Below are 25,246 nucleotides of genomic sequence, written 5' to 3'. Positions count from 1 at the left end.
ACGTGAAGGCCCGTGGGCCCTGTTCTCAGAGGAAGAACAGGTACTGGTCGATTCCGTAGGCGAAGAACACGGCGCCCACGAAGGCCAGCGCGGCGGTGGCGTATTCGAGCTTCGGGGAGGTGCGCTCGCGGGCCATCAGCAACAGCGCCAGGGGGACCAGGCAGTAGCGCTGCTCGATGAGCCAGGACGGCGTGAGCAGCAGGAGCGTCAGCGGGTAGATGAGCAGGAAGCGCGGCTGCACCAGCTTCAGCTTCAGCAGCAGCAGGCTGGAGAGCAGCACCGGGATGAAGAACAGCGTCTTGGGAAGGGCCCCCTGGGTCGCGATGTGCAGCAACTGATTGCGCAGGAAGGGCGCCTGTCCCACGAACTTCGCGTCGTCGGAGAAGCGGAAGGCCTCCACGCTGAGCTGGTTGTAGGGGTGGGTATTCACGAATGTGTACATGAACACCCCGTACAGCAGCACCGCGAAGGCCAGGACGCGCTTGTCCTTCAGGCCCGAAAGGGCGGCGGGCAGGGCCGCCAGGTTCGTGGGCAGCGACAGGAAGAAGTAGAGGAAGAGGAACAGGTACACGTTGCCCAGGGTGAACTTGAGCGGGTGCGCGGAACGGTCCCCCACGGCCACCCCGCCGTTGAACACCACGAAGGCGGCGAACCCCGCCAGTCCGACGACGAAGAGCAGGTGCCGGCGCAGGAACGACACCAGCTGCTGCCGGGACAACGTGAGCCCGTGATCCTCCAGGTAGGCCAGCCCCAGCACGAACGCCAGACAGATGATGTTCGTCTGCCGGACGAGCACGGAGAAGATGGCGACGGCGGCCGCGGCCTTGCGGCGCTGGCGCAACACCAGCAGCACCGACACCAGCACCAGCAGCAGGGAGAACGCGTCCGTGTAGAGCAGGAAGAAGAACGGGAACAGGATGGGCAGGAAGGCCAGCTGGAGCGTCGCCACCGCGGAGAAGCGGGGGTTCACCTGTCGCATCAGCAGGTAGAAGACGGGGATGACGGGCAGGCTCACCAGGATGCTCAGCGTCCGGATGCCCGTGGAGGTGCGCGCCCCCGTCAGCCCGGCCAGCAGCACCAGCACGACGTGATACCCGGGAAACATCGTCAGGCCCTTGGCGATCTCCAGCTTGCCACCCGCCAGGGTCACGATCTGCAGGCCATGCACCCCTTCGTCCGCGGCCACTTCGCCGTTGCGCAGGCGCAGGAAGGCCCACAGGCACGTGAGGATGATGATCGCGGCGGCGCCCAGGGTTTCGGCGCGCGAGCCAATCCAGGAGGTAAAAAGAGGCGGCGACGCGGCCTCCGGTGAATGCGGGAGGGCGCCAGCGGGGGCCCGTTCGGTGTCCATCATGGACATCGATAATACGGGACATTCAGAGAGACTTGCTATCGGCGTCTTCCGCCACCTCCCATGAATATGCAGACTCCTGTCTCAACCGGTTTATTTCATAAAACAGGAGAAATCAGTCTAAGAGGTGTGTATGCTGATGACGTGAGCCCGGTCACCGTCAGCGTCATCATCCCTGCATATAATGAAGGCGAGCGGCTTCCTCCCTACGTGGGGGAGCTGGTCCAGGCGGGCATCGGACAGCCCTTCCCCGTGGTGGAGATCATCGTCTCCGACGATGGCAGCACCCCGGAGCACGCGCAGCGGATGCGCGCCTGTGTGACGGCCGCCCAGACGATGCTGGCACGGGCAGGCTCCCCCCATCGCGTCTCCTACGTGGCCGCCGAGCGCAACGGTGGCAAGGGGTCCGCCATCCGGCGCGGCTGGCGGAGTGTCTCACCCGAGGCGGCGTGGCTGGCATTCCTGGACGCGGATGGCTCGGTGGGCGCGGCGGACTTCTTCCGGCTGGCGGCCCTGGCGGCGGCGTCCCCGGACGTGGATGTGTTGGCCGGGTCTCGCATCCTCATGGCGGGGCGGCAGGTGAGCCGCAATCTCTTCCGTCACCTCCAGGGCCGGCTCTTCGCGACCTTCACAGATTTACAATTCCAGCTGCGTTTCTATGACACCCAATGCGGGGTGAAGTTCTTCCGCGCCTCGCTGCTCAAGCCGCTGCTGCCGGTGTTGAAGGAAGAGCGCTGGCTGCTGGATGTGGAATTGCTGGCGTTGATGAAGCGGCGTCAGGCCCGGGCGCTGGAGGTCCCCATCGACTGGGCGGACGTTGAAGGCTCGAAGATCGTCCCCGGCATGGACGCCCTGCGCATGCTCTGGGGTCTGGCGCGGCTGCGGCAGCGCCTGGACCGCCTGCCGGACGTGGCCCTTCCCGCGGAAGCGCAGGGCCGGACGGTGTCGCTCCCGATGCGGGACGAGGTGCGTCCCCTCTCGCCGGTCTCCCAGCCGAAGCAGGCCTCGCGCGGGTAGGCGCGGCGGCCTCCGGTCAGGAGCGCTCCGAGCCCGCGGCCTTGGCCAGAGCTGGCGGGTTGTCCTCCGCGGGCGGCGCGGAGGCGACGGGCACCGCGGGCGCATCCTCGACGCGGCGCAGGCTGGAGGAGAGGGCCGCGAGCGCGACGAACAGGAACGTGGCGAAGCCCAGCACCGCGAAGATGAGCCCGATACCCCGGCCCTGACCCACGCCAATCAGGGGACCGACGCTTCCGGCCAAGAGGCCTCCCGGCATCATCCAGGGCTCGAAGACGCGATCCGCCAGCGGACCCGCCAGCAGGTAGGCCACCGGCACCGACGCCCCGGACACCGCCGAGTGCACGGCCATCACGCGCCCGTGGATCTCCGTGGGGATGAGCCGCTGCCAGATGGACTGGTCGCACGCGGTGATGAGCGGGACGGTGAGCAGCACCCCGAAGGCCCCGGCCGCCACCAGCGGCGCCAGGGGCCGCAGCGAGCCGACGAGCAGGAACACCCCCTGGAGCAGCAGGAACCCGAGCACGCCCTGGGCGCGACGGCGGGGGCCACCCCACGACATCATGGCGACGCTGCCCACCACCATGCCCATGCCTCCGGTGAAGAGGACCAGGGACAGCACCGGCACGCTGGCGAAGGACAGCATCAGCGGGGTGATGAGCAGCTGGATCATCCCCAGGTTGAAGCTCATCGCGGTGATGAGCAGCAGCAGGACCAGCAGCCCCCGGCGCGCGCGGATGTAGCGCCAGCCCTCGGCCGCGTCCCGCAGGAACAGGAGCGGGTCGGACGCATGGCCCTGGGTTCCCACGGAGGTGTCGAAGGGGATGAGCCGCAGGCCGCCCAGCACGGCGACGGCGAACACGAAGGTCGTCAGGTCGATGAGCAGGATGCCCAGCACCCCGATGTGGGGCATCAGCATGCCCGCCATCAGCGGCGCCACCAGATACCCCAGGGCGACCCCCAGCTGCGTGAGCCCGTTGGCCTTGCCCAGGCCTTCGGGCGGCACCAGCAGGGCCGTGGCCTTGCTGAAGGCAGGCAGGTGGATGGCGTTGAAGACGGCCGCCAGCGTCAACAGGCCGATGATGGCCGCGACCTCCAGCCGCCCGGTGAAGAAGAGCAGGGCGATGGCCACCGAGCAGACCCCGGCGCCGACATGGCCGGCGATCAACACGGAGCGCAGGTCGCGGCGGTCCACGAACCCGCCCATCAGCGGCGCGAAGAGCACCCGCGGGGCCAGGTTGGCCAGGGCCACCAGTGAATACATCATTGTCGACTGGGTGCTCTGATACACCCAGACGCCCAGGCCGAACGCCGTGAGGTGCGAGCCGACGAGCGACACCGTCTGGGCGACCCAGAGCAACAGGAAACGGCGGGAGTGGCCGACGGGCTCGGTCATGCGAGTCTTCCAGGAGGGCGGCGCTCCGCGACGAATGCCTCGCCGCGTGTCACACGCACAAGCCCTCCCTGCATCTCACAAAAAAGGAAGGCCCGGAAGCCCCAGATACTCCCCGATACCCGCGAACTTGCGGTAGAGAGATGGAGCGGTTCGGGGCACGTGCCTGGCTGCCGGAGAGCAACGCAAGTCATGTCAGCGGAAGTCCCTCGGCCAGAAGTGTTTCAGGAACGGGTGAGCTGGGGGTTCCGGCTGGCGGTGCTGGCGCTCTTCACCTGCACCTGGTTCGTCATCAACGGCTACTCCTTCGGCATCGTCGACCACGCCATCCACCTGGGCTTCCTGCTGCGGGAGTTGGATCCGTCGTTGCTCAAGGGGGATCCGCTCATCGAGGCGGCGGCCAACCACCCGAGCTTCTTCTGGACGCTGCAGGTGCCGCTGGTGCGCCACGTTCCGGTGGAGGTGCTGTACGCCGTCGTCCACATCGCGTCCGTCGCGCTGATGCTGGCGGGCACCTCTGCCCTGGCGCGCGCTCTCTATCCGGGCCGGTATTCGGAGTGGGTGGCGACGGTCGCGATGCTGTCGGTGTTGATTCCGCGCAGCTACGCGGGCATCCCCATGCTGGACGAGCTGGTGCTCAACCGCACCGTGTCGCTGGGGCCGCTGCTGTTCGCGCTGGTGCTGGGGGTGAAGCGCCGCTATGGCGCCGCCTTCGTGCTCACGGGGCTGGTGTTCCTCATCCACCCCACCACGGCCATCCATGCGGCCATCCTGTTGTGGTTCGCCGCGCTCTTCGACCGCGAGAAGCGCCTGGCGATCGTCACCGGCCCGCTGCTGTGCATGCTCGCGGCCTCACCGCTGCTGGTGCCCATGCTGCGTCAGGGGGCCGCCGCCGGGGTGCCTTTCCCGCCGCCCGACGAATGGGTGCTGCTGACGCGCGTGCTGGTGAGCTGGCACCACTATCCGCGCGACTGGACCGCCGTCGTGTGGTTGCAGCTGCTGGTGCCCCTGGTCGTGCTGGGCCTGTCCCTGCGCGCGCACCGCAGCCGCCCGGTGGAGGCGTACCTGTGCGGCGTGGCCTTCACCTGTGTCCTGGGCGTGCTGGGCACGGAGGTGCTGCACCTGCCCACGGCGCTGCACCTGCACCTGCTGGAGGTCCTGCGCTTCGTGCCCTACCTCGCGGCCGTCTGTGGCGCGGCGTGGCTCCTGGAGACATGGCCCGCGCCCGGCGAGCGCAAGCTCCCCGGAGTGGCGGCGGCGCTCTTGTACCTGGGCTTCTCCACCGTCCAGTTGGAGGTGTCCTTCCCGGCGATGCTGGCGGTCTTCCTGCTGCGGCCCGCCGCGCGGACGCCTCCCCGTCCCATGGGGCTGCGCTGGCCCGTGGCGCTGGGAGTCATCGCCGCGCCGCTCATCCTCGCGATCCGGATCTACTACTTCAAGGTGCCGCCCAACTTCCTGCCCCGCCTGGACATGTACAAGGGCTGGCGGATGATGGCGTGGTCGGAGCAGCACCTGCCGAAGGACGCGCTGGTGGTGCTTCCCCCCTTCTTCCACGAGTGGGACCTGGCGTTCCGCTTCGGGGCGAAGCGCGCCACGTTCACCACGTACAAGGACGGGGCGGAGGGCTCCTTCAGCCTGGCCTTCATGCTGGACTGGAAGCAGCGCATGGAAGCGCTCTGCGGGTGCCAGCCCTTCGACGTGCTCGCCACGCGCGACAACGGAGGCAAGACCTGGGAGGAGCGCGTGAACGCGATGCGCGCGGTGCTCAAGCAGGGCTACCAGAACTCGGACGCCGCGCGCCTGAGGGGGCTGGGCTCCCGCTACGGCGCCACGCACGCGGTGTTCGAGGCGACGGACCCGGCGCACCCCGAGTTCACCCTGCTGTACTCCGATGACGAGTACCGGCTCTACCAGCTCACGCCGTGAAGCTTCACGCGCGGCCACGGTCGCTGGTCCCACCTCCCCGTCACTGATACGTTGTCGCGGATTTCATGGAACACGAGAAGAGACGAGCCCCGAGGGCAGGTGGTGACAGGGCCCTGGCGCTGACGGTGCGCCGCGTCCGGCCGGCTCGGCGTGCGGGAGTCTCCTCATGAGCCTGCGGGTGGATGTCTATGAGGGGGCGCGCATCGCGCTCTTCTCCCTGGCGGCGAACCGCCTGCGCACGGGGCTCACGACGCTGGGCATCGGGATTGGCGTGGCCACGCTCCTGGCCATCGTGGGCATCATCCAGGGCCTCAACGGCTCCTTCGAGCGCCAGCTCGCCTCGCTGGGGCCGCACACCGTGGTCGCGTCTCGCTTTCCCTGGGTGATGACCGGGGACTGGTGGATGTACCGCAAGCGCAAGCCGCTCACGGTGCAGCAGGTGGAGCAGGTGCGGTTGCAGGCCACGTTCATCAGCCATACCTCGCCGCATGTTCAACGCCAGGCGGACGTGGCCGCGGACGGCGAGCAGGTCTCCAAGGTGGAGATCGCGGGCGTCACGCAGGACTACCAGGAGACGACCGCGTTGGAGGTGAAGACGGGGCGCTTCCTCACGCCGGAGGACGACGCTTCGGGGCAGGCGGTGGCGGTGCTCGGCTCGGAGGTGGTGGCCGCGCTGTTTCCGAAGGTGCCCGCGCTGGGGCGTCAGGTGCGCATCGAGGGCAGGGCGTTCCGGGTGGTGGGGACGTTGTCGCCCAAGGGCCGGATGCTGGACACGAACCAGGACCTGCGGGTGTTCGTGCCCTTCCGCACCTTCGTGGATCGCTTTGGCCAGGAGAAGTCGCTGTCCATCTCCATGAAGGTGGACCGGCCCGAGCATGTGCAGCAGGCGGAGCAGCAGTTGGTGAGCATCCTGCGCCGCGTGCGGGGCACGCCCCCCGGGCAGCCGGATGACTTCACGCTCAACCGTCCGGAGATGCTGGCGAACACCTACGCGCAGCTCACCGGAGCGCTCTATGGCGTGGCGGTGGGCGTGGGCCTCATCTGTCTGCTCGTGGGAGGCATTGGCATCATGAACATCATGCTGGTGTCCGTGCGCGAGCGGACCCGTGAGATCGGCGTCCGCCGGGCACTGGGAGCCCACCGGCGCACCATCATCCTGCAGTTCCTCATGGAGGCCTCGGCGGTGTCCGCGCTGGGCGGAACGCTGGGCACGGCGGTGGGATTGGCGGCGGCGCAGTTGGTGTCCCTCTTCAGTCCGCTGGCCGCGGCGGTCCAGCCGCTCACGGTGGTGAGCAGCATCCTCTTCTCCGCCGTGGTGGGGCTGTTGTTCGGCATCTGGCCGGCCGCGCGTGCCGCGAACCTGGATCCGGTGGAAGCCCTCCGTTACGAGTAGGCACCCATGCCCGTGCTCCTGGACAACCTGCGCCTCGCGCTCTCGACGCTCCTGGGCAACCCGCTGCGCTCGCTGCTCACGCTGCTGGGCATCGTCATCGGGGTCACCACCGTCATCGTGATGATGGCGCTCATCGAGGGCCTGCACCTGAAGGTGAACGGAGACCTGGCGCAGCTGGGCTCCAACACGTTCGAGTTGAACAAGTGGCCGTTGGGGCTGGGGCGCTACGACTGGCAGCAGTACGCGAAGCGCAAGAACGTCACGCTGGAGGATGTGGAGGCCATCCGCGAGTCCTGCCCGTCGGTGGCGCAGGCGTCCGCCAGCCTTCCGCAGTGGGGCCAGAAGGTGGCGTCAGCGTCGGCGCAGACGCGGCCCACGGTGGAGATCAAGGGCGCCACGCCGGAAGCGGCGGATACGAGTTCGCTGACGGTGTCGGATGGGCGCTTCCTCAACGACATGGACCACAAGGAGACGCGCTACGTGGCCGTGCTGGGCGTGGACGTGGCGGAGGCGCTCTTCCCGGAGAAGCGCGACGCGCTGGGGCGCACCGTGCGCATCCAGAACCGCCCCTTCACGGTCGTGGGGCTGTTGCAGGCGCGAGGCAGCTACCTGGGCCTGATGAGCATGGACAACATCGTCTTCATCCCGATGAGCACCTTCCAGACGCTCTATGGAAAGGACCGCTCGCTGGACGTGAAGATCCAGGCCCACTCGGCGGAGGTGATGGGCCGGGCGCAGGACGAGGTGACGGTATTGATGAGGCGCAGGCGGGCCGTGCACGAGGGCCTGCCCTCCGACTTCGAGATCCACACCAACGAGTCGATGACGCGGATGGTGAACGAGCTGTCCACGGTCATCCGCGCCGCCAGCTTCGGCGTGTGCCTGCTGTCCCTCCTGGTGGGCGGCATCGGCATCCTCAACATCATGCTGGTGTCGGTGATGGAGCGGACGCGCGAGATTGGTGTGCGCAAGGCGCTGGGCGCGAAGCGCAGACGCATCCTGGCGCAGTTCGCGACCGAGGCGGTGATGCTGGCGCTGCTCGGGGGCCTGCTGGGCGTGGGGCTGGGCTACGGCCTGACGATGCTGGCCAAGTGGGTCATCAGCGTGCCGGCGGTGGTGCCCACCTGGGCGGTGGCGCTGTCGTTGTTCATGAGCTCCGGAGTGGGGCTGCTGTTCGGCATCTACCCGGCGGCGCGGGCGGCGCAGTTGGATCCGGTGGAGGCGATGCGCGCGGAGTGAGCGTGCGTCAGGCGGGCTTGGGCACTTCGGCCAGTCCCTTGCTGCGCAGGTCCTTGAGGTCCTCGGTGAGTCCTGTCTCCAGGCTCCGCTCGGATTCAATGTAGCGCTGCATGAGCGGCACGGGGCAGTACAGACGTCCGTCTCCGTCCGGCACCAGGACGTAGCTCAGCTCGCGATGGTCCATGGCCTCGTCGAAGTCCACCGCGCGGATGTCCGCGTCGTGGGCGAGCAGGGCCTGTCGTACTTCTCCGCGCGTGGGGCGTCCCAGCAGCAGGGCCTGTCGCACCACGGCGCGGTGAAGCGGGTGGTCTCCCCGCCAGCGCCGGCCCTGGTCGCGCAGGTCCTCGTCCTCGCGGAGGACGCGCTCCAGGTGCTCGCGCGTGAGGGTGTGGAGGTCGGAGGGGATGGATTCGACCAATCCCTTGCAGGCCAGCACCAGCAGGTTGGCCCGACGCCCGGCCTGTTCCAGCAGGTGTTCGGGGGTGGAGGGGGCATCCCAGTGGAGGCCCAGGGCGACCATGGGTTTGGTGACGAGTGACAACGCCGACCGTGGATCCAGCGGTTCCAGGCGGAGGTGTTCACCGAAGTTGCGCAGGGGCTGCTTCTCGTCGAGCACCACGGCCCGGTAGAGGTCCCAGAAGCCCGCGAGGATGAAGTAAGCGCGGCCTTCCTCGGCCAGCGCGCGCATGGCCTGCAACACCGGGAAGCCTGATTGGGCTTCGGTCTTGATGAAGTCGTCGGCCTCGTCGATGAGCCACACGCGGGGCCGTGAGATGGTTCCGGCGGCGACATCCTCGAAGGAGGGGAGGGCGGCACCGGCTGGCGGCATGCGCTCGCGTTCCCGGACGATTCGGCGGTGCAGATCCGCGTTCGCGAGTTCCACGTAGCAGGCGTCCAGGTCCGAGCGCGCCTGAAGCCGCCGGAGCGAGGCGAGCAGGAGGCTGCTCTTGCCCATCTGCCGTTGGCCCACCACGAGGAAGTTGCGGACGGTGCGATCGGTGATGGCGCGCACCTCACGCTCACGGCCGAAGAAGAGGTGGTCCACCTTCACGCCGCCAGCCACCTGATAGGGCGACAGTTCGGAGACGGCGACCTGTTCGGAGATGGTGGTCTCCAGCAGGCGCACGGGTTCATCCGCGAGGAGCAGGTCCCGCAGGGCGTTGGCGGACAGCACGACCGCGCGGACACCCGGCACGCCTTCGAGCACCTGACGTGCGTTCTGCGACTCCGTGCGGTCCAACACGAGCACCTGGCTGGGACCCTGGCCCTCCTGGAAGACATCCGCCATGCGGCGCTCGGCCTCGCCAGACTCCAGGCGCGTCCCATCGATGACGACGACGGCGGTGTCCCGCGAGAAGCGCAGTCGGAGGGTGGGCAGGGTGAGCGCCCAGGTGTTCGTGCCCAGGCTCGGGCCGAGCCTGCCGCCAATGGCTTCCGCGAAGGCTGTGGCCACGACTTGAGGTTCTTTGGAGCCTCGGAGTGCACGCTCCCACCGGGTCGCGGGGATGCCGGCGGCGGTCACCACGGAGTCGAGCCGCTTTGCTCGCCGCAAGGCTTGGTCCGCCGCGACCATCTGCTCCAGGGGATAGCCCTTGATCGCGGAGGGAGAGCGCTGGGCGTCCACCACCAGGGGGTTGCGGTAGACGCGCGCGTAGTACACGCCAGCGAAGAGGAGGAGCGTCCCCAGGGCCAGCGCCACATAGAGCGTGTAGGGACGGGTGACCTTCACGTCGGGTTCCGAGAAGGTCCACGTGCGGGGCCACTGCTGATAGCTCGCGTCGAGGTTGAAGGAGAACCGGCCCTTCTCCAGGAAGGCAGGCGGGACGGCGAACTTCAGCGTCTGTTCCTGGTCTTCCCCGAGGCTGAGTTCCTGCTGGGGACCGGCCTGCGTCGTCTCGCCCACCGCGAAGGTGCTCTTGAAGAGAAGCGGCCCGACGGCTTGTGTCCCCGTGTTCTTGATGCTGACGCTCAGGGTCTTGTCTTCGATGGAGGGGGCATTCGTCAGCTCCAACTGGGGCGTACGCAACGGGATGCGGACCTCGACCGCAGGCTCCGTCCCGAAGGCGTGGGCGACTCTGAAGCGGGCGAGCGAGACCGGAGGGAAATCACTGCCCTCGGGCCTCAAATAAGAGAGCCCCACCTGAAGCTCCACGGACTTACCGGCGTCCAGACGCAGCAGAGGGGGCGGCGTCTGGAGGATCAATCCGGCAGGGATTTCCACGGGCTCGATCCGGAGCCAGTAGGCTCGCTCCGCGCCCAGAGCGTTGGTAAGGGTAACGGTGATGCTTCCGGCATCCCCGAAATCTCCCGGAGCTTTGCCAGGCACGGCGTGCGTGGAAAGGCGGGGGCGCATTGGGGACTCTGGCGGCGCGATGGGTTCGAGTGCGCCATCCGCCTGTCGTTGGTAGAGGAATCGACCGTCGTCATGACGGAAGACAGGTTGGCCTTCAATGTGGCCCAGCCATCCCTTGCTAGCTCCCCGCATCAGGCCCCGGAGGGCCTTTCCGCCCTGGGTAGACCACAGGCGCACCGCTCCGTCGCTATCGCCTGAAGCCAGAGTGTTTCCATCGGGCGCGAAGGCGAGCGCCAGGACATGGCTGGTCAGCGTCAGGGTTCGCGAGTTGTTTCCGGTCGCGGTGTTCCAGAACTTGATGGTCTTGTCGAGGCTCGATGAAGCCAGGGTTCGCCCGTCCGGACTGAAGCGGAGGGAGGTCACAAAGTTGGCATGGCCTTTCAGTCGCCGACGCTCGCGCCCCGTGGCCACGTCCCACAGCCGGACGGTGTTGTCAGCGCTCCCCGAGGCCAGGGTTCGTCCGTCGGGACTGAAGGCCAGCGTCCCGAAGATGGATGCGAGTTCCTCGATGCGTCGCAGCTCGCGCCCCGTGGCCACGTCCCACAGCCGGATCGTGTTGTCAGCGCTCCCCGAGGCCAGGGTTCGCCCATCGGGACTGAAGGCTATTGAATTGATGGTAGCAGAATGACCTTCCAATCGTCGCAGTTCACCGTGGGTGGCCACATCCCACAGTTGCACCGCCTCTTCTCCGTCGTCCGTGGCGAGGAGACGTCCGTCAGGGCTATAGGCGAGCGATTGGATGGATGAGGAGAACTCAGCCAGCGAAGGCTGTTCGCGTCCGGTTGCCACGTCCCACAGCCGGACTGTTTTGTCATCGCTGCCCGATGCGAGGGTGCGCCCGTCCGGGCTGAAGGCCACGGAATGGACGTCGGCGGAATGGCCCGTCAGGTTGTGCAACTCGCGGCCGGTGATCATGTCCCACAACCGGACTGTGTTGTCATCGCTGCCCGATGCAAGGGTGCGCCCGTCCTGGCTGATAGCCAGGGAGAAGACCTCGGCGGAGTGTTGTCCCTCCAGCCTCTGGAGTTCACGGCCGGTAGCGACGTCCCACCGCCGGACCGTCTGATCCTTGCTGCTTGATGCAAGGGTGCGCCCATCCGGGCTGAAGACCACGGAATAGACAGACGCGGCGTGTCCCTCCATGCGCCGAATCTCGCGTCCGGTGGCGACGTTCCAGAGTCGAACGGTCTTGTCATCGCCGCAGGAGGCGAAGGTGCGTCCGTCCGGACTGAAGACCACCGAGGACACCTCGCCGAAATGTCCCCACAGCCGCTGCACCATGTCCCAGTCGGCGATGTTCCACTGTCGCACCGTGCCATCCCGACTGCCGGAGGCGAGTGTGTACCCATCTGGACTGAAGGCGATCGATGTGACCTGGGGGGGGGTGTTTAACAAGCGTTTGCGCTCACGGCCCGTGGCCACGTCCCACACGCGGATCGTCTGGTCATCACCGTTGGTTGCGAGTTCGCTTCCGTCTGGGCTGAAGATCGCGGAGCGGACGAACCCGAGATGCCCTTCCATCCGCTGCTGTTCAGTCCCCGTGGTCACGTTCCACAGACGTACGGTGTTGCTCTCGCCCGCCATGGCAACGGTGGCTCCGTTCGGGCTGAAGGCCACCGAGAGGATGGGCTCCTGGCTTTCCCCCAGACGTCGCAGTTCCCGGCCCGTGGCCACATCCCACAAACGAACGGTCCTGTCACGACTGCCTGAGACAAGGGTGCGCCCGTCCGGGCTGAAGGCCACGGAGCGGATACTCGCGGTATGTCCCTTCAGGAACCGCAGTTCGCGTCCGGTGGCCACGTCCCACAGGTGGACTGTCTGGTCGAGGGAGCCCGAAGCGAGGATGCTTCCGTCCGGACTGAAGGCCACGGAGAAAACGGCTCCCACGGAAGACCACTCCGCCCCCTTGAGAATGCTTTCGGGCTCACCCTCCGGAACGAGCGGCTCGAGTGTCTCCGCCGCCGCCCCCGTGGCCATCAACACCACGGTGATGCAGAGCGCCCAGAGGTATCGGCTCAAGGCCTGGCATCCTTGCGTGCGAGGACTTTGCGCGCGACCTGCTCCACGGCCTTGCACCGCGGCACGGTCCTGCCCGCCGCATCACTGCGCACCAGCCCCGCGAAGTACAGCCGGACCTCCGGGTATTCCACCCGGTGGTCGAGCGGCTCCAGGTCCTCCACGCGCTGTCCGGCCAACAGCTTCGTGAGCACGGACTGACAGCCGCGCTCCTCCGTGTATCCGTTGCGCTCGTCCTGGCGCAGGCACTCCATCACGGCGCCCCGGAGCGACGGACCGCGCACGAGCTTCCCGGTGATGGACTCCGCGTCCAGCGCACCGTCGGTGATCATCACCTCGCGCAACAGTCCCGGATGCCCGCCGGTGGCCTCGTGGAGCCCCTGCGCCCAGCGCGCTCCTCCGTGCCCTCCGCTGTCCAGGAACTGGCGAATCTCCTCCACCGTGAGGTCCGGCACTTCGCGGCGCGGCGCGTCCTTGAACACGGAGAAGCTCTGCATGTTGTGCAGGAGCCACGCGGAGCGCTCGCCGCCCGCGATGAGGAAGTGGAACTGCACCTTGGACGGCTCATCCATCATCCGCCGCAGGTGCCGTCCCAACGCCGTCAGGTGGTCGAACGGTCCCCACTCGTAACGCAGGATGATCAGGTGCTCCCGGCCCAGCCGCGCCGCCTTCGCCCGCAGGTGCTCCACCAACGCGTCGAAGCTCGTCACCGTGTTCGCACCCGTGTCGTCCCCAACCAGGGCGCGGCAGTACTCCGCCTCGGTGCAGTCGGGGACGTTGGGCGGCGCAAGCCAGGTGACGCGGTTGCCGTACCGGGCCGCCACGCGGCGCGCGAGCGCTCGGGTGCCTCCGTCCTCCGGGGAGAGCAATACCAGCCGGTGCTGTCCCTGGAGGATGCGCGCGTATTCCTGCTCCAGGGCAGGGCGGGCCACGATGGGCAGCGCTTCCGGCGTGGGCACCACGGGCGCGGGCCCCGGGATGGGGGGCGACATGGCCTGCGGCGGTGCCGGCGCGATTCCAAAAGGCAGCGCTTCCAGGTCCGTGCTCAGGCTCACCCGACTGGGACCGAAGGCCGCCTCCCCCAGGCCGCGCAGGAACTCCGCGAGCGGCGCACCGTGGTCCTCGTACTCCACGAGCTGGATGTTGTACTTCGGCCACAGCGCCCCACGGTCGATGGACCCCTTCTTCATCAGCGCGAAGCTGGGCATCTGCCGGCCCCGCGTGATGCCGATGACGTGCTCCAGCTGCTTGAGCACGTACGGGTCGCTGAAGCTGAAGCCCATGTAGAGGAATGGCTTGGAGCGGATCCACTCCCGCAGGCGCACCAGCGCGTTCGTGTACTGCGAATAGCCGGTCGGCTGGGTGCCATCCCCATACAAACGCTTGTAATCAGCGCCGGCCAGCACCAGCGTGGCCAGCCGGTGGACGGTGCCGTGCAGATACCAGACGCGTGGAGTCTCAGGGGACGCCTCGGCGTCCATCAGGTTGAGCTCGTCGTCCTGATCATTGGAGACGGCTTCGGCGTCCTCGCGGCCCCAGAGCAGCACGTCGTCGTAGTTGGGCGTCATCACCACGGGGGGACGCAGCTTCCAGAGGGCCTGGATGACGGAGAGGTCCGCGTCGGACGGCCGGCGCACGCGGAAGCGCTCGCGCAGGAAGCGGTTGAAGCGGTAGGCCCCCAGGTCCTTGAAGGCCAGCTCCGCGGCGGTGAGGTAGTCCCCCTGCGCGATGCGCTGGTTCACCTCCTTGATGGCCGGCTCCGGAAGGGACTCCTCCTGCATCCGCTCCGCGAGCCCCTCCAGCAGGCGGGGCCAGGAGGGGAACATGCCCCGCTTCACCCCCATGCTGATGCCGGCGCCCACGAATGGGACGACCTGGTGCCTGCGGACCGCCTCGACCAGCTCCCTCGGGAAGTTCATGGTGCCCCTCTTGGGTCGCACGATAGCCCGGTCCGGCCGCTTCTCCTTTCCGGTTTTCGGGCGGGCCTTTCTCCCATGGGGAACGCTTGTGCTGGAGCAATGCCCCGGCTACACGCTGGCCGTTCGTGGAGCCCCTCGCATGAGTCTTTCGCCGCAAGCCCCTTCGCCACGGGTCGCCACGCCTTCCGTCTGGGCCCCATGGGGACTCACGGTGGCGATGCTGGTCCACCACTTCGGGCTGTGGGCCTGGACGTCCTCCAGCCGTGGCATCCCGCTGCTCCAGATGCTGGATCGCTGGGATTCGAACCTCTACAGCCGACTCGTCACCGAAGGCTACACGTGGCCCCTCTGGGCCTTCCTGCCGCTCTACCCGGGCACGGTGTGGCTGCTGCGTCAGGGGCTGGGAGGGACGCTCCCGCCGCAGCTCGTGGGCTGTCTGCTGTCCACGCCGTGCCTCCTCGCCTTCGTCGCCTGGAACACGCGCTGGAGCCGCCAGGGAAGGCTGGTGGGCGCGCTGACCGCCGGCACGGGCTGGGGCTGGTTCCTCCTGCTCTACAGTCCCGCGAGCTTCACCCTGCACTCGCACCACACGGAGGGCCTCTTCCTCCTGCTGTCCTTTGGCGCGCTGGCGTTCGCCGCACGCGGGGCCCTGCTTTCCTCCGCCGTGTTGGTGGCGTTGTGCGTGTGGACGCGCAACCAGGGGGTCTTCGTGGCCATCACCGCCGCGCTCCTGCTCGCTGGACGCGAGCCCTCATGGCGGAGCCGTGCCCTGCGCTTCGCAGCGCTGGGGGCCCTGGCCCTGCTGGCCTTCGGCGGCCTGCTGGCCTTCGAGTGGGCGAGGGCCGGCGATCCCTTCATGTTCATGAAGGCGCAGCGTGAATGGAACCACGTCGACTCCGTGTGGGGCGCCGTCCGGGGCTTGTGGCTGGGCAATCCCTGGCACAAGGGATTCAATGGCTGGCTGCTGCTGCGACATGTCTTCGGCGCGCTGTGGCTTGTCGCCGCGCTGGCGCTGCTTCGCCGCGACCGGGCCCTGGGCCTGTATGCCCTGCTGTCGCTGCTGGTGATGCTGCCCCAGGGCGACCTGGGCAACGCGTTCCGCTTCGGCGCGGTGCTCTTCCCCGTGTGGTTCCTCGCGGGGGACTGGCTGGCCACCCGACCCGCATGGGTGCGCTGGACGGTGGCCGTGCTGTGCGTGTGGCTCAACCACAAGGTCACCCACGCGTATGCCATTGGCCGGTGGGCCTATTGAACGCGGCGGTCAGGGCCCCCCGACGAGGTTGATCACGTCGCCGTTCCGCGGCACCACGCGCAGCCGGCTGAAGCCCCAGACCTTGCTGGTCTGCACGGCCCTCACCTCCAGCACGGCGTTCTGTTTGCTACCGGAGAGGTCGATCTTCATCTCGGCGACCGCGTCGTCGTTTCGCGAACGGGTGTTGCCCGAGAAGAAGAAGGCGCCGCTGACGGGAGCACCCAGGGACTTGATGACCGACGGATGATTCGTCACCCGGGCCAGCGCCTCGTCGTAGGGGAACTGGCTCTTGAACCACATGCCCCCGCAGCCGCAGCACATCAGGGGCAACCCCACGAGGGCTCCGAGGACCCACTTCACCGTTGGCGACATTCCCTGCTCCTGACCCGGTCGGTGCGTGACAACAGCGCTGCGGAACTCCAGGGTTTCCGGGAACACCCTATAGGTGCGTGCCGGAAACGACGAAAATCGGGTTGTACACAAGGGCCCGAGGGGGCGCGCTTGTAACCAGATCCGCTACGTCCTGTCCCCCGGCGGCCCCGTGCGCGAGCCTTGGTGTTTCGGGGCCTCCGTGTTGACGGGGCCCCTTCGGGATCCCGGCGGGAATGCGCTACGCTGGGGCCGGGTACGGCGGAACTGGGACCGCCGCGAAGTGGACAGGTGAAACGTGGCTGAAGAGATTGTGTATCGCCATACGATTGAGGGGCTCTTCCGTTCCATTGGCGACCGTCTCACGCCAGACCTGAAAGACAAGCTGAGCGAGGCAGGGTTGGATCTGGACGCGGATGCGCCCAGCAACACCTCCCGGACCGTGTTCGCCGAAGCCCTGCGCATCACCGTGCAGCACCTGCATCCGGACGTCGAGGTGGAGGAGGGCTACCGGCGCATCGGCAGCGGCATCATCCAGGGAATGGCGCAGACCCAACTGGGCAAGGCGCTCATCTCCATGTGGCCCATCTTCGGGCCCGAGCGGGTGGTCGTCCGCATCCAGGAGAGCTTCGAGAACGTGAACAACTACCAGAAGAGCGAGCTGCTCACCCAGGGCCCCGCGCACCACCTCATCCGCGTGAGCGAGTGCAACGGGAACCCGGGCTACCTGCGGGGCATCCTCGAAGCAGGACTGGCCCGGGCCGGGGCCCGCAACCTGCGCGTGGAGCACTTCGACTTCGACGGTCAGGCCTGCTCCTACCGCGTTCGCTGGGACCCTTGAGCACTTCCATGAAGTCCTTGAAACGTTTCCAGACCCGCGGTCGCATGCTGTGTTTCACGGGAGCGGTCCTGCTCTCGCTCTCCTGTGGTCCCCAGGCGGAAGGGGAGGGGCCCGTCGAAGCGGACGGGACGTACGGTACCCACGAGGCGGCGCTGACCGCGCCCACGCTCCTGGAGGCGGTGCCGGGCGATGGGCAGGTGACGCTGCGCTGGAGCGTGGGTCCCGCGGGCACGCAGGGCTACCAGGTGCGCTTCCGCGTGGCGGGGGGAAGCTGGGCCTACCGGGGCGCGGGGACCGCGACGACGTTCGCCGTGACGGGGCTGACCAATGGCACCCGCTACGAGTTCCACGTGCGCATCAAGGGATCCACCGGGGAGACGACCTCCACGTATTCCAATGGCCTGTCCGCGACCCCGACGGCGGACGAGTGCACGGGGACGGCGGTGCGCCACATCACCGTCACCGGCGCGGGGACGAAGGACGGCCTGACGGCGCAGAGCGCGGGCACGCTCGCGAACCTCAACACGTTCATCCAGGCGGTGGGCCCGGGCGGGACGGTGTGCATCCACGGGGGCACCTACGGCACCGGCACCACGGTGTCCCAGGGCGGCGCGGTGGGCGCTCCCGTCACCGTCAAGGGCGTGGAGGGGCGGCCCCTCTTCCAGTCCACCTTCGAGGCCTCCACCCGCGCGAAGTCGGGGCCGGTGGCCTTCCAGGTGCGCGCCAGCAACCTGGTCTTCCACAACCTGGAGTTCCGCCACCTGGGCACGTGCTTCGCGTTCAAGGGCGCATACCCCGTGTCCAACGTGACGCTCAGCCAGTTCCGCGCGGAGAACCTGGCCACCTGCGTGGACGTGGAGCGCTCCAGCACCGCGGCCTTCACGAACATGACCATCCGCGACGCGATGATCCTCCAGTTCACGCGCGGCGGCATCTTCCTCGCCTCCGGCACGAACCACTCGCTGGTGGAGGATGTCTACGTGGACATGGAGCCGGAGCAGATTGGCGGGCAGGGGAGTGACTACCCCGTGGGCATCGCGCTCTACGACACCACGAACAACGTGACGCTCCGCCGCGCCACCGTGATGAACGTCATCGGCATGCAGACGGGCTACACGCAGGGGGACGGCATCGACGGGGAGAGCTCCGCGAGCGACGTCCTCCTGGAGGACAGCTACTTCCGGGGCTCGCAGGATGGCTGCGTCGATACCAAGGTGCGCAACATGCTCATCCGGAACACCGTCGCCGCGGAGTGCAAGCGCAACTTCCGCCTGTGGCAGTCCGTCACGCCGGGCCCGCGCGTGGAGAACGTGTCCAGCTACCAGCCGCGCGACGGCCACTTCTTCATGCACTCCGGGGCCACGACGGCGAAGAACATCGCCGTCTACTCCAGCAACGCCGCGAAGCTGGTCGCCTATGACTGTGATTCGGCCGGGTGCACCTTCAACGCGGAAGGGCTTCGCGGAACGTTGCTGGATGCCAGCAAGCTCAACGCGACCGGCACCGTGACGGGCAACACGCTCGTGTACGGGCAGGCCGTCGCGATTCCTCCCGTGCCCAACACCACGTCCTTCACGCCGTAAAGACAAAAGGCCCCCGGATCCCTCAGGGATCCGGGGGCCTTCTTCGTCCCGGGCTCACGCCAGGTCGAACAGCAGGGCCTCCATGGGCTCGGAGGCGACGAGCACGAGGCTCGACTCATCCGACACGGCGACGCCGTCGCCGGCCTTCAGCGCCACGCCGTTGAGCGTGCCCGCGCCCCGGGCCACCTGCACCCAGGCGTGACGGCCCTTGGGCAGCGTGTACTCCGCCTTCTGCCCCGCGCTCAGCAGCGTGCTGGACAGCAGCACGTCCTGGTGCACGGTGAGGCTGCCATCGCGGGCGTCGGGGCTCGCCACCACCCGCCAGCGGCCCTGCCTGTCGTTCTCCGGGAAGAACTTCTGCTCATATTCAGGCTTCAGGCCCTTCTTGTCGGGGATGATCCAGATCTGCAGGAAGTGGACGTCCTCGTTGGAGCCGTTCATCTCGCTGTGCATCACGCCCGTGCCGGCCGTCATGCGCTGCACCTCACCGGCGCGCAGCAGGCCATTGCCTCCCGTGCTGTCCCGGTGCGCGATGGCGCCGCTGAGCGGGTAGGTGATGATCTCCATGTCCCGGTGCGGATGCGTGTCGAAGCCCTCGCCGGACGTGACACGGTCCTCGTTGATGACGCGCAGGGCGCGGAACCCCATGTGGTCGGGGTCGAAGTAGCTGGCGAACGAGAAGGTGTGGTGGGAATCCAGCCAGCCGTGGTTGGCATGTCCGCGCGCTTCAGAGGGTCGAACGTTGATCATGGTGTGTGCTTCCTTTCGAGAAACACAATGCGCCTGCGCACCCCACCTGGCCAGACTCGAACCCCGGGACACATCGTTCCACCCATGGAACGAAACGCGGACGCTGTCTCAGCGTTTCGCGCGCTTCGGTGACTCCTGACGCAGCGTGGGCCAGTGCTCGCGCAGCACCTCCACGAAGGCCATCACCTTGGGCACGTGGTGCCGCGTGGGCGGGTAGACGGCATGCACCGGCGCTCCGGCCGAGCTCCAGTCCGGCAGCACGCGTTGCAGTTTCCCGGAGTCCAGGTCCTCCACGCAGTGCAGGCCGGGCAGCAGCGCGACCCCGGAGCCCGCCAGCGTCACCGCGTGCAGCATGTCCGGCTCGTTCACGACCAGCCGCCCGGAGACCTTGACCTCGACGGCCCGCCCCCCCGCATGCAGCGTCCAGACGTTCCCCTGCAGCTCCGTGCCGAAGAGCAGGCAGTCATGCTTCGCCAGGTCCGCGGGCGTCCGGGGCTCGCCCTTCTGCTGGAGGTACTCCGGCGAGGCGACGACGACGCGCGCGATGTCGCCCAGCCTGCGCGCCATCAGCGAGGAGTCCGGCAGGCGCCCGGCCCGCACCGCCAGGTCGAAGCCTTCCTCCATCAGGTCCACCGCCCGGTCCGTGCACAGCAGCTCCATCTGCACGTCCGGGTAGCGCTCCAGGAACTTCGACACCAGCGGCGCGAGGAAGTTGAGGGACAGCGGCGTCGTCACGCGCAAGAGCCCGTGCGGGCCCGCCTGCAGGCGCGTCACCGCCAGCTCCGCGGCCTCCGCTTCCGCGACGATGCGCTCACAGTGCGCGTAGTACGCCCGGCCCACCTCCGTCAGGTGAAGCTGGCGCGTGGTGCGCTGCAACAGCTGCGCGCCCACGCGTTCCTCCAGCTCCGACACCTTCCGGCTCACGGTGGACTTGGGCATGCGCAGCGCGCGCGCCGCCGCCGTGAAGCTGCCGGCCTGCACCACCCGGGCGAAGACGAGGAGTTCGTTGAGGTCCATGGGGCGCTCCGGGACGCGGGCACTGTCCCAGGGGTGGAACAGTCCATCCTGTTCGTGCCGTCTAATCCGGATGCCCCCGCGCCGCTACCTTGCTCCTCGTTGAACACCCCTTCCGACGAAAAGGAACATGACCATGGCTCAGACCCTCTGGAACATCGACACGACCCACACGGGCATCCACTTCAGCGTGCGGCACATGGTGGTCGCGAAGGTGCGCGGCAGCTTCCAGAAGTTCAGCGGCACGCTGACGCTGGATGAGCAGGATCCGACGGCGTCCTCGGTGTCCGTGAGCATCGAGGCGGCGAGCATCCACTCGGGCGTCGAGCAGCGCGACAACCACCTGCGCTCGCCGGACTTCTTCGACGTGGAGAAGTTCCCGGCCATCACCTTCCAGAGCACGAAGGTGGAGAAGGCGTCCGGCGACGGCCTGCGCGTGACGGGCAACCTCACCATCCGTGGCATCACCCGCGAGGTCGTCCTGGAGGCCGAGCAGCTCGGGGTGGCCAAGGATCCCTGGGGCAACACCAAGGCCGCCTTCGAGGCGAAGACGTCCATCAATCGCAGTGACTTCGGGCTGACGTGGAACCAGGCGCTGGAGGCGGGCGGCGTGCTGGTGGGCGAGAAGATTGAGATTGCCCTCGAAGTCCAGGCCGCGAAGGCCCAGGCGACCGACAAGGCCGCCTGAGCCGGAACGGACAGCGGACTAGAAGTCGAGGGACGTGAGCGTGAAGTGCACGTCGGATTCGACGCCCGAGCTGACGCTGGTGGCCGCCGGGCGCGCGATGTCCGTCGTGAAGCTCACGCCCGTGGGCGCCACCACGTCCACCTGGTAGGTGCCGGGCAGCAGGTACTTGAAGTCCGCCACGGCGACGGAGTTCGTGGTGAGGGTGAAGGGCATCGTCTCGCGGCTGCCGTCGGCGTTGATGAGCACCGCGGAGAAGCTGGACAGTTGGGTCGTTCCCGGCACGGGGAACGACACGCCGCCACCCAACTGGAGGGTGACCTCCACGTTGCCGGAGAACTGCATGTCGGCGCCCTTGATGATGGGGCGCATGACCCACTTGTCGGAGTTGCCGGCCTCCTTGCCGAAGCTCTGCGCGACGTCGAAGTCCACCAGGATGACCTTCTGGTCGTCATCGCTGGTGATGGTGACGTCCGCGTCCTTGTCGAACTTCACCTTGAGGCCGGAGCTGCTGGCGCTCGGCATCTGCAGGTCGCCGTCCACCTGGGCGCCCTCGGGCAGGCCCTCGTAGTTGGCGGAGGTGGCGAAGATGCGGCTCTGGCCGTCCTGCTTCACCTGGATGTAGCCGCCCGTGATGACGAAGCGCAGCTCCTTGTAGGTCCCCGTGGGCACCTCCGCGTCCTTCACCAGGTCCGCGGTGTCATTGGCCAGGGTGAGCAGGTCGGTGGTGACGGGCTCGCTCAGCAGGACGACGTCGCCCTTGCCCTCTTCGCCGTCCACGCTGCCCTTCAGGTAGACCTTGGAGATGGTGACGACCGCCTTTTCGATGCCGTCGCCCGGAGCATCGGTCAGCTTCAGCGTGACGCGGGCCGTGTCGTCGCCGCAGGCCGCGGTGAACAGCAGCCCCGTGGCCAGCAGGAGGGAAGAGGTCAGTTGACGCAAGGAGGGCATGCAGGAACCTTGGGAGAAAGGGGAGAACGCACCCAAAGGACCCGCCCCGGCCGGGAACGGCCACGTCCCACGGTCTACCGCGGCCACTCCGCGCAGGTGGCGAAGCGGGCCGGATCCGGCAGGCAGCGGCCGTCCTGGCACGTCAGCCCTTCCGCGCACGGGGGCATGCCAACGCCACACTCCGCCACGCAGGCCATCAGGTCGCCCGGGACGTCCTCGCATTGCGTGGACGGAGCGCACTGCCAGGTGCCCTCGCAGGACGCGCAGGCGGCCCCGGGGCCTTCGCAGCGCTGACCCCGGCAGGCGAGCGGCGCGGCGCACTGCGAGTCATCCAGGCACCCCACGCACCGGCCGTTGGGCGCGCAATGGCTGTCAGCATCACAGCCGGTCTCCGCGCAGCCCTTCTGGCCCCAGGCCTCCTTGGGAACCAGCTCCAGCTTCAAGGGCTTCTGTTCGCCCGGGCCCACGCAGCCCTGGCCGACCGCCGTGGTGAAGTCGGGCGCGGAGACGCGCACGTCGTAGCAGCCGTCCGGCAGCGGCCCCACGCGCCGCCTGCTGCCGCTGTCCAGCGGCAGCGCTTCATAGGGCGTGCCCGCGACGGACAGCCGGGCCTCGTTCACCTTCAGGCTGCCCCGCGACTTCACCTTCACGGAGAGGGTGTGGGCCGGCTGGGGCGCGACGTCCGCCACCTGCACGGACTGTCCGCCCTGCACGGTGAGGGGCACGCGCGCGGCCTTGTCGGCGGTGGCCACGATGAAGAGCTCCCCCGGGCCCGCGGGCGCGTCCTCCAGCGTGAAGTGGCCGTCCGGCTCCACGGTGGCGCGCAGGTCGGGCGCGCCCACCAGGGACACCAGCGCGACGGCCGGGTCGAACTCCGTGAGCCGGCCGTGCACGGTGCCCACGCGGAACGGCGTGTTGTCCAGGTTGCCGCAGGCGCCCAGGCCCAGCGCGAGCACGGGACAGGTGAGCTTCAGGAGCAAGAGTGCGCGACGCATCAGAAGCGGTACCCCACGCCGGCGTGTCCGCCGATGAAGCCCACGGCCTGTCCCTGTCCGTCCACCACCACGTACGTCAGCATGCCGTGGCCCTGCGCGGTCAATTCCAGACGTTCGCCCAGGCGCCAGGCCAGTCCGCCCACCACACCCGGGCTGACGGTGAAGTAGCGCTGGCCCCCAGAGAAGGCTTCCACTTCAAAGGACCTGCGAAGGTACAGCGCGGCCACACGCGGCCCCGCGAAGAGCGTCAGCCGCTCCCAGCGCCAGAGGTACGGCACCGCCACGCCCAGGGTGAGCGTGGTGTAGCCGAAGGGCATTTCGCTGCCGGGCGCCAGTTGGAGCGTGCGCCGGCCCCGGCCCAGGCTCGCGTCCAGGAGCAGCCCCAGGTCCTGGAGCGGCGCGTCCTCCAACCGCAGCACCACGCCCACCTGGGGCGCGGCGGGCAGCAATTCGCGGCGGCTCTTGCCGTCAACGAACGACACCATCCCGCCCACGAGCGACAGCGCGCGGCGCGGAAGGGCGTCCGACAGCAGGCGCTCCAGGGGCAGGCGTTCGCCCCGGGCCACGTCCACCTCGCGCCGCACGAGGACCGCGTCGCCCTTGGTGAGCTCCACCGTGCGCCGGCCTGCTCCCACCGCGGCGCCGCCGGGCAGCTCCAGGCGCGCCTCGCCGTCCACCTTGAGCGTGAAGCCGTCCAGGCGCGGGTTGTAGGAGAACAGCTCCGGCTGGCCCGTCCGGTCGATGCGGCCCGCGAGGATGACCGGATCCGCGCCTACCTCCAGAATCTCCGCCGACGGCCGCTGCCGGCCCTGGGTGAAGGCGAAGGTGCGGCGGCGCGAATAGTCGTGGGCCTCCGTGGCGGTGACGGCGCCATCCGCGTTGCGGTCCGCGGCGCCGCCCAGGCCCTCGATGAGGAAGTACGTGTAGATGTCGTTGCGCAGGCCCGCGTCCTCGCGCGCCGTCTCACCCCAGTCGCTCGCGGCGAACACCATGGAGGCGCGCGAGGACTCCTCCAGGGGGCGCGCGTAGAAGCCGTCCTTGATGCCGGCCAGCTCCACCTCCAGCTCGCGGGGCAACAGCGACTTGCCGCTGCCGCTGTGGCAGGTGGCGAGCACCAGCAGCCGCCGGCGGCTGGGCAGCCGTTCGAACTCCGCCTTCAGCGCGTCCATGGACAGCGCCGTCTGGGGAATGGCGCGGAAGGCCGCGTCGCGCGTGACGAGGTAGCGGGTGAGCTCGCCCCGGCCGTCGCGCGCGAGCGTGCCGTGCGCGGACAGGTACACCAGCACCACGTCATCCGGGCGGGTGGCTTCGCGCCGCAGCTGGCCCAGCGCCGCGAGGATGGCCTCCTTCGTCGTCTCCTCCGGACGGGTGAGGACGCGCACCTGATCGAAGTGGCCGCGCGAGGGATCCTTCAGCACCCGCCCCAGGTCGGTGGCGTCCTTGGCGGAGAAGCGCAGGGCGCGCCACTGGGCATCGTCGAACGACGACACGCCCACCAGCAGCGCGAAGCGCCGGGGCGTGTACGCGCGCGACAGGTCCGCCGCGTCGAGCCGCAGCGGCACGAGCCCACCCTTGTCACCGGCCGTGGCGGAGGGACCCGCGCAGGCGGTGAGGGTGGCGAAGAGCAGAAGGAGGAGGCACCTCACGGTTGGCGCGAAGTCTGACCTGCCTGGACGCGCACGTCGAACCGCGCGACCGTTCCGGGGTGGGAATCCTGCGCCGCGTCCGTTCCCAGGGCCGCGAGCGCATCCGCCTCCGAGGCGGGCTCCCAGGAGGTGAAGGCCACCAGGACCAGGGACAGCGGGCCCTCGTCCGCCTCCAGGCTCACCCCTGCGAGCCCCTCAGGGCCCTCCAGGTCGTGCGTGCCGGCCTGCAGGGGGAAGTGCCCCAGCAGCTCCGGAGGCTGGCCCGGCCGCTGCTGGTAGAGCAGCGCGGTGCCGGACTCGGTGGCGTGGTAGCGCACGAGCAGCACCTCGTCCTTCGCGACGTCGGCGCCGGCATCCAACCGGCGCAGCCCGCCGTCCAGGCCCCGGGCCACCACGGCCAGCTCCAGGGAGAGGCGCCCCGAACCCTTGAGGCCTTCCTCGGCGGACACCGGGCCCGGGACGGGGCCCTTCACGAGGGGCACCAGCACCACCAGCAGCACGGAGGCCGCGAGCGCTCCGGCCATCCAGCCCCAGTAACGCGCCGGGGGGGCGGCGA

General features: G+C 68.6%; 19 protein-coding genes. 8 read left to right on the top strand and 11 right to left on the bottom strand.

Going from position 1 to position 25,246, the window contains the following annotated elements; translation table 11 throughout:
- Window positions 1-25 precede the first annotated feature (25 nt).
- Complete coding sequence (locus D7X74_RS01410; protein ID WP_158622155.1) at window positions 26-1,354, bottom strand: hypothetical protein; 1,329 nt, start codon at window positions 1,352-1,354, stop codon at window positions 26-28.
- A gap of 141 nt (window positions 1,355-1,495) precedes the next feature.
- Here D7X74_RS01410 and D7X74_RS01405 point away from each other — a divergent pair, with 141 nt between their 5' ends.
- Window positions 1,496-2,368, top strand: coding sequence for a glycosyltransferase (locus tag D7X74_RS01405; RefSeq protein WP_233595497.1), 873 nt, complete (start codon window positions 1,496-1,498; stop codon window positions 2,366-2,368).
- 16 nt (window positions 2,369-2,384) lie between these two features.
- On the opposite strand, the gene D7X74_RS01400 is transcribed toward D7X74_RS01405, so the two are convergent.
- Window positions 2,385-3,761 (bottom strand): MFS transporter, encoded by a 1,377-nt coding sequence (locus D7X74_RS01400; RefSeq protein ID WP_120531078.1) that lies wholly within the window; start codon window positions 3,759-3,761, stop codon window positions 2,385-2,387.
- Between the two features lie 231 nt (window positions 3,762-3,992).
- Between D7X74_RS01400 and D7X74_RS01395 the strand changes: the two genes are divergently transcribed.
- The 3 genes from D7X74_RS01395 to D7X74_RS01385 all read left to right on the top strand — a co-directional run bounded on the left by D7X74_RS01395 (window position 3,993) and on the right by D7X74_RS01385 (window position 8,316).
- Window positions 3,993-5,684, top strand: coding sequence for a DUF6798 domain-containing protein (locus D7X74_RS01395; RefSeq protein WP_147444275.1), 1,692 nt, complete (start codon window positions 3,993-3,995; stop codon window positions 5,682-5,684).
- Window positions 5,685-5,850: 166 nt separating this feature from the next.
- Complete coding sequence (locus D7X74_RS01390; RefSeq protein WP_120531076.1) at window positions 5,851-7,077, top strand: ABC transporter permease; 1,227 nt, start codon at window positions 5,851-5,853, stop codon at window positions 7,075-7,077.
- Between the two features lie 6 nt (window positions 7,078-7,083).
- Window positions 7,084-8,316: an ABC transporter permease gene (locus tag D7X74_RS01385; protein WP_120531075.1), complete on the top strand. Its 1,233-nt coding sequence runs from the start codon at window positions 7,084-7,086 to the stop codon at window positions 8,314-8,316.
- Window positions 8,317-8,323: 7 nt separating this feature from the next.
- On the opposite strand, the gene D7X74_RS01380 is transcribed toward D7X74_RS01385, so the two are convergent.
- Both D7X74_RS01380 and D7X74_RS01375 read right to left on the bottom strand, forming a co-directional pair.
- Window positions 8,324-12,688 (bottom strand): WD40 repeat domain-containing protein, encoded by a 4,365-nt coding sequence (locus D7X74_RS01380; protein ID WP_120531074.1) that lies wholly within the window; start codon window positions 12,686-12,688, stop codon window positions 8,324-8,326.
- Window positions 12,685-14,604, bottom strand: a complete 1,920-nt coding sequence (locus D7X74_RS01375) for an SIR2 family protein (protein WP_120531073.1) — start codon at window positions 14,602-14,604, stop codon at window positions 12,685-12,687. The genes D7X74_RS01380 and D7X74_RS01375 overlap by 4 nt, the downstream gene beginning before the upstream one ends.
- 139 nt (window positions 14,605-14,743) lie before the next feature.
- Here D7X74_RS01375 and D7X74_RS01370 point away from each other — a divergent pair, with 139 nt between their 5' ends.
- Entirely contained in the window at window positions 14,744-15,856 is a 1,113-nt protein-coding gene (locus D7X74_RS01370) for a mannosyltransferase family protein (protein ID WP_158622154.1), read from the top strand.
- Window positions 15,857-15,865: 9 nt separating this feature from the next.
- Here D7X74_RS01370 and D7X74_RS01365 read toward each other — a convergent pair whose 3' ends face one another.
- Complete coding sequence (locus D7X74_RS01365) at window positions 15,866-16,228, bottom strand: cytochrome c oxidase assembly factor Coa1 family protein (RefSeq protein ID WP_120531072.1); 363 nt, start codon at window positions 16,226-16,228, stop codon at window positions 15,866-15,868.
- A gap of 295 nt (window positions 16,229-16,523) precedes the next feature.
- On the opposite strand from D7X74_RS01365, the gene D7X74_RS01360 reads away from it, so the two are divergent.
- On the top strand, window positions 16,524-17,066 hold the full coding sequence (locus D7X74_RS01360; RefSeq protein WP_120531071.1) for a DUF2378 family protein: 543 nt from the start codon (window positions 16,524-16,526) through the stop codon (window positions 17,064-17,066).
- 8 nt (window positions 17,067-17,074) lie between these two features.
- Window positions 17,075-18,649: a fibronectin type III domain-containing protein gene (locus D7X74_RS01355; protein WP_120531070.1), complete on the top strand. Its 1,575-nt coding sequence runs from the start codon at window positions 17,075-17,077 to the stop codon at window positions 18,647-18,649.
- Between the two features lie 54 nt (window positions 18,650-18,703).
- Here the strand turns inward: D7X74_RS01355 and D7X74_RS01350 are convergent, their stop codons facing one another.
- On the bottom strand, window positions 18,704-19,399 hold the full coding sequence (locus D7X74_RS01350) for a pirin family protein (RefSeq protein ID WP_120531069.1): 696 nt from the start codon (window positions 19,397-19,399) through the stop codon (window positions 18,704-18,706).
- A gap of 108 nt (window positions 19,400-19,507) precedes the next feature.
- Window positions 19,508-20,416 (bottom strand): LysR family transcriptional regulator, encoded by a 909-nt coding sequence (locus D7X74_RS01345; RefSeq protein ID WP_120531068.1) that lies wholly within the window; start codon window positions 20,414-20,416, stop codon window positions 19,508-19,510.
- A 133-nt stretch (window positions 20,417-20,549) separates the two neighbouring features.
- On the opposite strand from D7X74_RS01345, the gene D7X74_RS01340 reads away from it, so the two are divergent.
- Window positions 20,550-21,101 carry a YceI family protein gene (locus tag D7X74_RS01340; protein WP_120531138.1) on the top strand — a complete coding sequence of 184 codons (552 nt, stop codon included), beginning with the start codon at window positions 20,550-20,552 and terminating at the stop codon, window positions 21,099-21,101.
- Window positions 21,102-21,119: 18 nt separating this feature from the next.
- Here the strand turns inward: D7X74_RS01340 and D7X74_RS01335 are convergent, their stop codons facing one another.
- From D7X74_RS01335 to D7X74_RS44935, 4 genes are all read right to left on the bottom strand, one after another.
- Complete coding sequence (locus D7X74_RS01335) at window positions 21,120-22,049, bottom strand: DUF4382 domain-containing protein (RefSeq protein ID WP_120531067.1); 930 nt, start codon at window positions 22,047-22,049, stop codon at window positions 21,120-21,122.
- Between the two features lie 74 nt (window positions 22,050-22,123).
- Window positions 22,124-23,044, bottom strand: coding sequence for a carboxypeptidase regulatory-like domain-containing protein (locus D7X74_RS01330; protein WP_120531066.1), 921 nt, complete (start codon window positions 23,042-23,044; stop codon window positions 22,124-22,126).
- Complete coding sequence (locus D7X74_RS01325) at window positions 23,044-24,690, bottom strand: caspase family protein (RefSeq protein WP_120531065.1); 1,647 nt, start codon at window positions 24,688-24,690, stop codon at window positions 23,044-23,046. The genes D7X74_RS01330 and D7X74_RS01325 overlap by 1 nt, the downstream gene beginning before the upstream one ends.
- The coding region (locus D7X74_RS44935) for a hypothetical protein (RefSeq protein WP_304984904.1) at window positions 24,687-25,246 on the bottom strand (560 nt) is incomplete at its 5' end. The genes D7X74_RS44935 and D7X74_RS01325, both read right to left, overlap by 4 nt.

The organism is Corallococcus sp. CA047B, assembly GCF_003612065.1.
Classification (GTDB): Bacteria; Myxococcota; Myxococcia; order Myxococcales; family Myxococcaceae; genus Corallococcus; species Corallococcus praedator.
The sequence above is the reverse complement of the archived record's forward strand: the minus strand, read 5'-3'. Positions and strand labels throughout refer to the sequence as shown.

Bases quoted from the DNA above. Each gene is read 5' to 3' on its own strand.
- D7X74_RS01335 (WP_120531067.1), bottom strand. From the start codon at position 22,049: ATGCCCTCCTTGCGTCAACTGACCTCTTCCCTCCTGCTGGCCACGGGG.
- D7X74_RS01410 (WP_158622155.1), bottom strand. From the start codon at position 1,354: ATGATGGACACCGAACGGGCCCCCGCTGGCGCCCTCCCGCATTCACCG.
- D7X74_RS01370 (WP_158622154.1), top strand. From the start codon at position 14,744: ATGAGTCTTTCGCCGCAAGCCCCTTCGCCACGGGTCGCCACGCCTTCC.
- D7X74_RS01400 (WP_120531078.1), bottom strand. From the start codon at position 3,761: ATGACCGAGCCCGTCGGCCACTCCCGCCGTTTCCTGTTGCTCTGGGTC.
- D7X74_RS01345 (WP_120531068.1), bottom strand. From the start codon at position 20,416: ATGGACCTCAACGAACTCCTCGTCTTCGCCCGGGTGGTGCAGGCCGGC.
- D7X74_RS01375 (WP_120531073.1), bottom strand. From the start codon at position 14,604: ATGAACTTCCCGAGGGAGCTGGTCGAGGCGGTCCGCAGGCACCAGGTC.
- D7X74_RS01385 (WP_120531075.1), top strand. From the start codon at position 7,084: ATGCCCGTGCTCCTGGACAACCTGCGCCTCGCGCTCTCGACGCTCCTG.
- D7X74_RS01390 (WP_120531076.1), top strand. From the start codon at position 5,851: ATGAGCCTGCGGGTGGATGTCTATGAGGGGGCGCGCATCGCGCTCTTC.
- D7X74_RS01355 (WP_120531070.1), top strand. From the start codon at position 17,075: ATGAAGTCCTTGAAACGTTTCCAGACCCGCGGTCGCATGCTGTGTTTC.
- D7X74_RS01330 (WP_120531066.1), bottom strand. From the start codon at position 23,044: ATGCGTCGCGCACTCTTGCTCCTGAAGCTCACCTGTCCCGTGCTCGCG.
- D7X74_RS01350 (WP_120531069.1), bottom strand. From the start codon at position 19,399: ATGATCAACGTTCGACCCTCTGAAGCGCGCGGACATGCCAACCACGGC.
- D7X74_RS01365 (WP_120531072.1), bottom strand. From the start codon at position 16,228: ATGTCGCCAACGGTGAAGTGGGTCCTCGGAGCCCTCGTGGGGTTGCCC.
- D7X74_RS01340 (WP_120531138.1), top strand. From the start codon at position 20,550: ATGGCTCAGACCCTCTGGAACATCGACACGACCCACACGGGCATCCAC.